General features: G+C 47.5%; 9 protein-coding genes. 7 read left to right on the top strand and 2 right to left on the bottom strand.

Annotation, left to right across the window (positions count from 1 at the left end; translation table 11 throughout):
• From AC5V8P_RS05660 to AC5V8P_RS05640, 5 genes are all read left to right on the top strand, one after another.
• Positions 1 to 658: ABC transporter ATP-binding protein (locus AC5V8P_RS05660; protein WP_495473571.1), on the top strand; the 658-nt coding region annotated here is incomplete at its 5' end.
• Positions 655 to 1,416 (top strand): ABC transporter permease, encoded by a 762-nt coding sequence (locus AC5V8P_RS05655; RefSeq protein WP_064797628.1) that lies wholly within the window; start codon positions 655 to 657, stop codon positions 1,414 to 1,416. The genes AC5V8P_RS05660 and AC5V8P_RS05655, both read left to right, overlap by 4 nt.
• 135 nt (positions 1,417 to 1,551) lie before the next feature.
• Complete coding sequence (locus tag AC5V8P_RS05650) at positions 1,552 to 1,899, top strand: KGG domain-containing protein (protein WP_063207308.1); 348 nt, start codon at positions 1,552 to 1,554, stop codon at positions 1,897 to 1,899.
• Positions 1,900 to 2,186: 287 nt separating this feature from the next.
• Positions 2,187 to 2,483, top strand: coding sequence for a hypothetical protein (locus AC5V8P_RS05645; protein ID WP_064797627.1), 297 nt, complete (start codon positions 2,187 to 2,189; stop codon positions 2,481 to 2,483).
• 89 nt (positions 2,484 to 2,572) lie between these two features.
• Positions 2,573 to 3,475: an AraC family transcriptional regulator gene (locus AC5V8P_RS05640; RefSeq protein WP_064797626.1), complete on the top strand. Its 903-nt coding sequence runs from the start codon at positions 2,573 to 2,575 to the stop codon at positions 3,473 to 3,475.
• Between the two features lie 474 nt (positions 3,476 to 3,949).
• Here the strand turns inward: AC5V8P_RS05640 and AC5V8P_RS05635 are convergent, their stop codons facing one another.
• Positions 3,950 to 4,207, bottom strand: a complete 258-nt coding sequence (locus AC5V8P_RS05635) for a SunI/YnzG family protein (protein ID WP_063207544.1) — start codon at positions 4,205 to 4,207, stop codon at positions 3,950 to 3,952.
• Positions 4,208 to 4,431: 224 nt separating this feature from the next.
• Positions 4,432 to 5,376, bottom strand: a complete 945-nt coding sequence (locus tag AC5V8P_RS05630; RefSeq protein WP_064797625.1) for an AraC family transcriptional regulator — start codon at positions 5,374 to 5,376, stop codon at positions 4,432 to 4,434.
• Positions 5,377 to 5,542: 166 nt separating this feature from the next.
• Here AC5V8P_RS05630 and AC5V8P_RS05625 point away from each other — a divergent pair, with 166 nt between their 5' ends.
• Positions 5,543 to 7,741 (top strand): glycoside hydrolase family 52 protein, encoded by a 2,199-nt coding sequence (locus AC5V8P_RS05625; RefSeq protein WP_064797624.1) that lies wholly within the window; start codon positions 5,543 to 5,545, stop codon positions 7,739 to 7,741.
• 43 nt (positions 7,742 to 7,784) lie between these two features.
• The gene (locus AC5V8P_RS05620; RefSeq protein WP_064797623.1) at positions 7,785 to 10,046 is read left to right on the top strand and encodes an alpha-glucuronidase family glycosyl hydrolase; all 2,262 of its coding nucleotides are present in this window, start codon (positions 7,785 to 7,787) and stop codon (positions 10,044 to 10,046) included.
• The last annotated feature ends 38 nt before the right edge of the window (positions 10,047 to 10,084 follow it).

The raw sequence follows: 10,084 nt of genomic DNA, 5'->3' as shown, positions 1-10,084 counted from the left end.
GAACGGAATTACGGCAAAAGTCTCTCGCGGAAAAATCACGACCCTGGTCGGTCCGTCAGGGTCTGGCAAAAGCACGCTGCTTTCACTGTGCAATCTTTTGCTAACATCGGATGAAGGAGAAATCAGCATCCTTGGCAAGCCTATAACTGAATGGGAAATCCCTGAACTGAGACGAAAGGTAGCATTGGTTTTTCAAGATGCCCCCATGCTTCAGGGCACGGTCCTCTACAATCTCCAGACCGTAGAGCGGCTACATGGCAAGGTACTGGAAGATCCAGTTGGCCTGTTAGAGCGCGTAGGACTCACTCGTGACCTGCTGGAGCAGAAGGCGCAAGAGCTGTCCGGCGGACAAAGACAGCGCCTGGCCCTGGCGCGGACGCTCGCGAATCGCCCGGATATTTTACTACTGGATGAGATTACTTCCGCACTGGACCCCGCCTCAGTCAAAGAGGTCGAGGAACTGCTGCTTCAAATGAACAAAGAAGAGGGAACAACAATGATCTGGATTACGCACCATATGGAACAAGCCCGCAGGGTAGGTCACGAAACATGGCTGATGATCGACGGAAGACTGGTAGAACAAGCGGATACGGAAACGTTTTTTAACGCCCCACAGCATAGTGAAACCCGCAAGTTTGTAGCAGGAGAATGGCTATGACGATTGTTGCCATGATTCTTTCTCTAGGTTTTGTATTTATCGCCATCGTCATGTCCAAATCCTTCAAGCTCGGTCTGGACCGAGACATTATTATTGCTACGATCAGAGCATCCGTTCAGCTACTGGCGATTGGATATGTGCTGCATTTGATTTTTGGGATGCAAAGCTACGGATTTATCGTACTATTCATTTTGCTGATGATCACTGTAGCTTCTCAAAATGTTGCACGCAAAGGACGTTTTATCCCCCGTCTCATGTGGAAGTCATTTCTGACGTTGCTATGTGTGGAAATCGTAACACAGGCATTCCTGATTGGCCTGCACATCATTCCGGCGACAGCCCGGTATATGATTACGATTAGCGGGATGATCATCGGCAGCTCCATGATTTTGTCCAGCCTGCTGGTATCACGGCTCAAGTCGGAAGTCCTGCTGCGCAAGCCTGAAATCATGCTCATTCTCGCTCTGGGGGGAACACCGCGACAAGCCATCTTCCCTATACTGAAGAATTGCATACGTTCCAGTATGATTCCCACCATTGAGGGTCAGAAAACACTCGGGCTTGTTCAGCTTCCCGGCATGATGACCGGACAAATCATCGCAGGCGCCAATCCGATTGTCGCCGTGCGTTTGCAATTGCTCATCGTATTCACGACTATGACCTCTGCCATTTTGACCAGCGTGCTGCTCAGCCTGTTCATTTACCCGACATTATTTACCCGCCAGCAACAACTGCGCACAGAGTCATGGGAAGTCTGATAGAGACGGGTATACCCAGTTATTTACCAACCATTTTCCATTTATCAAAATAAAATAGACATGTTTAATTCCTGACACGAGGGTTAATAGATACACGTAGACGCTTTACTAAAATTCGATGAGGAGTGATTGAACATGGCTAACAACAACCAAAATGGCAAAATGAGTCGCGAAGAGGCAGGACGTTTAGGTGGAGAAGCTACTGCTAAAAATCACGACAAAGAATTTTACCAAGAGATCGGCGAAAAAGGTGGCGAGGCCACTGCTAAAAGTCATGGCAAAGACTTCTATCAGGAGATTGGTGAAAAAGGCGGCGAAGCCACTTCCAAAAACCATGGCAAGGAGTTCTATCAGGAAATCGGTCGCAAGGGCGGTGAAGCCCGTGGCAATTCAGACCAAAGTGATAGCGACGGGAAAATGAGCAGGGAAGAAGCAGGCCGTAAAGGCGGCGAAGCTCGCGCCCGTCAGCGTAAAAATAACTAACGATAGACCAAAAATATGCTGTCGGTGCGATTGCAATGTAAGGCACAGACTGCATACGGTTATGAAGTATAGTGAATGTTTATGTTATAAAAGCCTATCTGCCGTTGTTCCGGTAGGTAGGCTTTTTGTGTGAAAACTACTTTCATCATCCGACCATACAACTTACAATATACATATACAGGATAGATAACCAATCATACATATTTTATTGCGGATGAAAGAACGGAATAGTATAGATTCTTTTTCTTATATCACCTGACTTATACATGAATTATGGGGGTGCGCAAATGTTGATTACAAAGAATAAAATAGCTGCATCTATTTTAAGCGTTATATTTTTTTCACTGATTTTTAGCTGGCTTTACTTTTATTCAGGAATTCACCATGCTGAAACTGCCAAATTAGTTAAAATTACAGACGATTACTTAGTTGTACAGAGAGATGCTTCTAACGGAGGCGGATATAAAGAATTATATATTTCCTCACAGTCTATAATTCCTCCTCTGGTTGTAGGAAAACAATATGATTTCGTGTCTGATCAAAGGTTCTTTCAACACCCATATATCCGTTATGTAGAAGAGTAAACAGACACAACAAAAGTGTGTATGCAACTCAAGTCAAATGTTTCCTGCACTCCGGCTGTTAAGATGAAGTCGAAAGGAGGGAACCGCCCGTGTACGAATGGAACGAAATGGTCCAGCTTATGATTGATTGGATTGATAATAATCTTACCTCAGCACCATCGTTGTTGAGAATGTCCGACCAGCTAGGCTACTCCCCTTACTACTGTACAAAGCAATTTCATTCTCTGACGGGAATGACGTTAAGGGATTATGTATGGATGCGCAGGATTAGCCGGGCAGCCCTTGAACTCCGGGACAGCAATGTCCGCATCCTCGATGTTGCCGTAAAGTATGGGTTTTCTTCACAGGAAGCTTTTACACGAGCATTTGTAAAAGCGTTCGAGGTATCCCCGGCTGTATACCGGAAGAACCCCCGGCCTATTCCATTAGCCACTCGCGCTGAGGTGTTCTCTCCTTACCATTACCATTTGAAGGAGCGGGATAAGATGGTTAAGGAGCACTTACAAGAAGCTGAAGTCAAAATCGAGCATATACCAGCACACAAATTTATTGGGATCTGGGATATCTCTTCTCGAAACTACGGTGATTTCTGGAGAAACGGTCATAATTGTGATGAAATTTGCGGAACTCTGGAAAGCATGTCTCACCTTAAGCTTCCCGGACAATTGGGTCAAACCGCAGGCTGGTTCTATCAGCATGGACAGAAGGGCTATTTGTATGGAATACCGATTGCTGCTGACTACACTGGAGAGATTCCAGCAGGTATGGAGTGCCGAAACATCCCCGAATCAGATTATCTGGTGTTTTTCCATCCACCCTTTAACTATTTAAAAAACAATGGAGATGTTATGAGAGTGGTGGAGGAAAAAGCTTGGAACTTTGACCCACACAGTATGGGGTATGAATGGGATGAGGAAACGAAGCAGGATTATCAACGGCATTTCCCTGAAGGATACGGCTACGCAGTGTTACGTCCTGTGAAAAAAGTGTAGAACAGAAGAATCCCAAGAAGCCGCTGCGATCAGAATGCTATTAATCGTCTCGCGGCTTCTCTTTTGAAAATGGAATGTAGGTATAGGCAAAGAAGTCCTTTCGCTTTTGGTTGGTCCTAGTCTCATGTATAGTTATCGCTATAAATATTACGGAATATGACGACTATAATATACTTTTGGCTATGATTAGCCCGTTGGTTTGGATACATGAATCTTTTCAATTTGTGCGAAAAGCACATATCCCCATAGCCCTTGTGTACTTCACTACAATAAGTTTCTGGTATCTCATAGGATATGTTATCGATCGTTTGATTAAGAAATTGAAACTCGCTAAAAATAAATAAGCTGTACAAACACGGTACATACCCCATTCCTCATTTTGAGCAATGGGGTACAATTCAGATCATATATGTCCATGAAGTAATGCAATATCATTCTCCGCGCACATCATGCTGTATTTTTATGAATAGCTAATTAAAGATAGGAGTGTATTTTTTTAAGAATATTTTGACCATTTGTAGTAAACAAAATATATGTCTTTGAATTGGTTTTAATTACAACCCTGTCCGTTGTTGCATAAGGAGTACCTATTCTTATTGCATCTTTCTCTTGTCCAGCATAAGTATTATCGAACGAAACATCTTCAATATCCTCAAGAGATACTTCTATCCTAGATAACTGCCAAGTAATAACTAAATTATTACTCTCCTTTTTTATATCGATTCCCAACATGCTGTTTCCTCCTAAAATTTTTTCAATACAAATTGTAAAACGAAATGCGACACTTTCCTGGAGTATTATTCCGATAAATACGATGTTTTTTTGCATCCCGCTACATCTTCTGTAAAAAGAAAACTAGTCCAACACATTGTAAGTGTGTATTGGACTGGTGGATATGCACACGTCAGCTTCCAGCAATTAGATCAGCGTATAACTGCCATCTGGGAACAGCACGTTTATTCAGATGAGCTCTCAGGGGCTACGCTCTTACGGTAGGATGTCGGCGACTGACCGGACCAGCGTTTGAATTGCCTGCTAAAGTGTGCAATATCCCCATAGCCGAGCAGTTCAGCAATTTGCTGTACGGACCATTGCGGGTCAGCCAACAGCAGCTTGGCCTCATGCAAGACAAGCTCGGAGAGATACACTCGCGGAGATACGCCAAAAACACTACGGAATACACGATTGCAATGGGACACGCTAATACCAAGTTCGGATGAAATTCCCTCAATCCCATCCTGTTTTTCCGCCGAGCCTGCCTGCCTATAAGGCTGATTGACCCTGCCCTGAAGTCGACTGGCAATCTGATGGGCAAGCTCTGCCTGCACATATCCACGCCCTGGTAGATGAGCAGCTTCACTGGATACTGCCTCCCACAGCGTTGCGAACAGTTCAAATACAGCAGATTGAATCCGCATACGCTTTGCCACCGAATCACCACTTATCCCCATGTCTTCAAGCGCGGAAAGGTCAAGCAGCTTACTCAGCGCTGGCCCCATCTGCTTCGCCACCGCGCCATCAGCTGGAAAAAGCACTTGCTCCAAACGACTCAGGAGCGAAAGAAACAATTTATCATCAATGTCGAAATGCATGCAAAAATACGTAAACCCCTGCCCGCTACTGCGGCTGGAGTGGACCATTCCTGGGCGCAAAAGCATCAGATCACCCTGTCGCTGAATAAAGCTGTGACCATCCACAACCATGACCTGCTCTCCCGCAAGCACGATATTAATTTCATATTGCGGATGTTCATGTGGCGGATAATTCCAGTCTCTTCCGACACTTCGTGTATGGATGGCAAATAGATTGACCGTAGTCCGCACATCGGGAAAAAAGAATTCCTCTCCGGCGACCGTAAGGTCTGGATCATGGGGACGCTTCGGTAAACGTGGTGATGACATGTTTTCCCTCCTGGCTCATTTACATCGATATCCTCCAGTATATCGCTTTCAGCGCGATTTGGATAAATAGTTGAGCGATTTGACAATGGTTCCTCGGCACATGTCATGCTAGGCTCTAATTGAAGCTAATCAACGTTTCATTTTATCATGAAAGGGGTTTCAATAGATGTCGAAAAACATATTTTATAACACGCAGCATGCACCTATCGGTTCATTTTCCAGCTTTACACTGGGGTTTAAGGGGAATCGCGGCGGACTTGGCCTGGAGCTAGGCAAACCTGCTGATGAAAATGTATACATCGGACTACAATCCAGGGATGGCGGATCGTATGAGGCGCTTCCTTTTTTCGCATCCATACAGGATGAAAGTACTCGCTACGATGTGGAGAAAAAGGATAAAAAAACAGAGCCTTTGCTCGTTGCCTTTGCCGACCAAGACATCACCCGTGAGCTAAAAGCAGGAACAGATACATGGCAGGCAGGCGATTTGACGTTCCGGCTGTACTCTCCCGTTCGCCCGGTGCCCGAACCGGGAATTGCGGGCATGGATGAGCTACGGGCAGCATTGGTTCCGGCTGTATTTGCCGAGCTGACGATCGATAATACAGAGGGTGCTGCTGCACGGAGAGCCTTTTTCGGCTATCAGGGCAGTGATCCGTATAGCGGCATACGTATTATAGGGGAAGATCCACGCAGGGACGCTACGGAATCTACCCAATTGGAGGAAAGACTCACAGGCATCGGTCAAGGACGAAGCACGGCTATTGTGACCAACAGCAGTGAAGCCATACCTGCCAGCGGATTTGCAATGGAGAAGCTGCTCGGGGAGACCATGGCCGATAACTTATCCTTTGGCCTGGGCACAACAGGTGCGCTCCTGATGGACGTTCCCGCAGGAGAAAAGCGCACGTATACCTTCGCCATATGCTTTTATCGCGGCGGCATTGTGACAACAGGCATCGAAGCATCGTATTACTATACCCGGCTGTTCAAGGATATTGAAGACGTGGGAAGCTATGCGTTGAAGCATTTTACCGACCTGATTGCAGCTTGTATTCAGGGGAATGACTGGATCGAATCGGCGAACTTGAGTCCGGATCAGGAATTTATGCTCGCTCAGGCAATTCACAGCTATTATGGCAGCACTCAATTGCTCAGTCAGCAAGAGGATGGCGAACCGATCTGGATTGTGAACGAAGGCGAGTACCGAATGATGAATACACTCGATCTGACGGCGGATCAGCTTTATTATGAATTGATTTTGAATCCATGGACGGTACGCAACGAACTGGAATGGTTTGTCCAAAGGTACAGCTATCGGGATGAGGTACGTTTCCCGGGAGAGGAACATACCCATCCAGGGGGGATCACGTTTACCCATGATATGGGCGTGGCTAATGTGTTCTCCCGGCAGGGGTACTCCTGTTATGAGCTGGCAGGGATTGACGACTGTTTCTCTTATATGAGCCACGAGGAATTGGTAAACTGGCTTTGCTGCGCCACGGTATATATCGAGCAGACACAGGATCAGTCATTTACGGCACGTATGCTGCCTGTCTTGTGCGACTGCTTCGAAAGCATGCTGCGGCGGGATCATCCAGATCCGGCCCAACGAAACGGCTTAATGGGCCTGGACAGCTCAAGAACCCGGGGAGGTGCAGAAATTACAACTTACGATAGTCTGGATGTATCCTTGGGTCAGTCCCGCAATAACATTTATTTAGGCAGCAAATGCTGGGCGGTATATGTTGCGCTGGAAAAGATATTTGCCTCAAAGGGGCTTAGCTCCCTTTCGCAGGAAGCCGGCTCACAGGCAGACAAATGCGCAGCGTCGATTACCGCTCACATGACAGACAAAGGCTATATTCCTGCAGTCATTAAGGAAGGCAACGATTCGCAGATTATTCCTGCCATTGAGGGATTGATCTTCCCTTATTTTACAGGATGTGAAGATGCGCTTAAGCCTGATGGGCGGTTCAGTGGATATATCCAGGCACTTCGGCGCCATTTGCAAACCGTACTCGTACCGGGGGTTTGTCTATTTGAGGACGGAGGCTGGAAGTTATCCTCGACCAGTAACAACTCCTGGTTAAGCAAAATTTATCTGTCACAGTTTATTGCTCGTGAGCTGCTGGAGCTACCTTGGCAGGAAACGGGGCAAGCGGCTGACGCAGCCCATGTCTCATGGCTCCTGCATCCTGAAGAATCCTATTGGTGCTGGAGCGACCAAATGCTCTCCGGTATTGCCCACGGCAGCAAATATTACCCACGCGGAGTTACCGCTATTTTGTGGTTGTATGAAGGCAAAGGGAATCGACTGACTTTCCCTCAGCATATGACTCAAGATGAGAAGCAGCATGCCTGAAACGAACGAACCCTCACTTGCGCAAAGGAGGTCCAAATCAAATATGAGCAAGCGTATGGATATGCCAAAAGAGAGCGGCTATGACGCCTGGCTTCACTACCGCCGTGATCACCATGTGAAACAGATGCCTGCTTGGTGTAGCGTCATCGTGGTTCATGAAACAGATGATGAAGTGCTTCAGACGGCTGCGAGCGAGCTTCAGCAAGGATTGGCCTCCATGTTCGGACAGCAGCCGAAGATGAGTACCGTTCCTGTCCATGAACCCTTTGTTGCGCTAGGTACGTTCCAGGATCATCCATGCGTAGCAGAACGTTTTAGCGCAGAGGAACAGGCAGAAGTGAGCGCAGAAGGCTACCGGATTCGCGGGGTAGAGGTGCCAAAGCCAGCAGATTCAACTGGGCAAAATCCCGATAATATCAAAGGATCGTGCGTTACAATCGCGGGTCAAACCTCCAAAGGGGTATTGTACGGGGTCTTTCATTTGCTGCGCTACCTGCAAGGCGGACTAGACGGCAAGCTGAAGCCTACTGTCAGACAATCATTGCATGCTCCCAGTTTAGACCTACTATCCAATCCGGCTAATCCCATTCGCATGATCAACCACTGGGATAACATGGATGGCAGCGTTGAACGTGGATATGCGGGGGCGTCTATTTTCTACAACAACAATGCCTTTACTACAAATATGGAGCGCCTCCGAGACTATGCCCGTCTACTCGCTTCTGTAGGCATTCAGGCGCTATCCATTAATAATGTGAATGTCCATCAGGTGGAAACCGAGCTGATCACGGATCGGTTTTTACCCGATGTGGCCAAGGTAGCTGCCATCTTTCGCGCCTATGGTATCCAAATCTACTTGAGCATTAACTATGCCAGCCCGATTCAGCTCGGCGGATTAACTACAGCCGATCCTCTAGACCCCGATGTCGCTGAATGGTGGAAGACCAAAGCACAGGAGGTTTACGCAGCCGTTCCCGATCTGGGTGGTTTTGTGGTCAAGGCCGATTCTGAAAATCGGCCCGGACCCTTCAGCTATGGACGCCACCACGCCGATGGAGCCAATATGCTGGCGGATGCACTACGGCCCTATGGCGGACGTGTGATTTGGCGTTGCTTTGTCTACGACTGCAAACAGGACTGGCGTGACCGCAAGACGGATCGGGCTCGCGCAGCCTTCGACCATTTCAAACCGCTGGATGGACTGTTCCGGGATAATGTCATTTTACAGATTAAAAATGGCCCTATGGATTTTCAGGTGCGCGAGCCTGTCTCCCCCCTGTTCGGCGCGATGGAAGCCACTCAGGTACTGCTGGAATTTCAAATTGCGCAGGAGTATACCGGACAACAAAAGCATCTATGCTACCTGGTTCCGCAATGGAAGGAAGTGCTCGACTTTGACACCTATGCACAGGGAAAAGGCTCTACCATCAAGCGCATCGTGAGTGGCGCTTTGCATACCGGCAGCAATTCCAGCTCCCATCGTGGGGGGAAGGCTATTGTCCATGCAAACAGCAGTAGCCTCCAGGAAGAGCCAAGGAATCATGTTCCCAAGCCCATGAACTTTGGATTAGCCGCTGTTTCTAATATTGGTGCAGACACCAACTGGACCGGACATTTGCTCGCCCAATCCAACCTTTACGACTACGGCCGGTTGGCATGGGACCCGGATCTATCCGCAGATGAAATCGCGGATGAATGGGTTCGGCTGACATTCAGCGGCCAAGGTAAGGATAACGGTGATACCGAGTTGATTTCTACCATTAAACAGATGCTACTCGATTCATGGAATATCTACGAGTCCTACACTGCTCCTCTCGGAGTCGGCTGGATGGTCAGTCCCAATCACCACTATGGGCCAGATGTAGATGGATATGAATATTCGATGTGGGGCACCTACCATTTTGCCGATTGCTGGGGAATCGGGGTAGATCGCACGACTGCAACGGGAACAGGCTATGCAGGACAATATTTTCCTCCTGTTGCCGAGATCTACGAATCTATAGACAGCTGTCCAGATGAGCTGCTCTTATTTTTTCATCATGTCCCTTATACGTATGTGCTCCACTCCGGACAAACGGTCATACAGCACATTTATGATACTCACTTTGAAGGTGCAAAGCGTGCGGCACATCTTCATGCAACATGGATTAGTCTGCGAGAGCAACTACATGAGACAATCTACGAACAGGTGCTGACACGGCTTGAACATCAGGCTGAGCACGCCGAGGAATGGCGGGATCGAATCAATACGTATTTTTATCGCAAAAGTGGTATTCCTGACGAAAAAAATCGCCCTATCTATTAAGCAGGTTCATGTTTGCTTGTATACACACCGGGATTTGC

The organism is Paenibacillus sp. N119s (assembly GCF_059447605.1).
The sequence above is the reverse complement of the archived record's forward strand: the minus strand, read 5'-3'. Positions and strand labels throughout refer to the sequence as shown.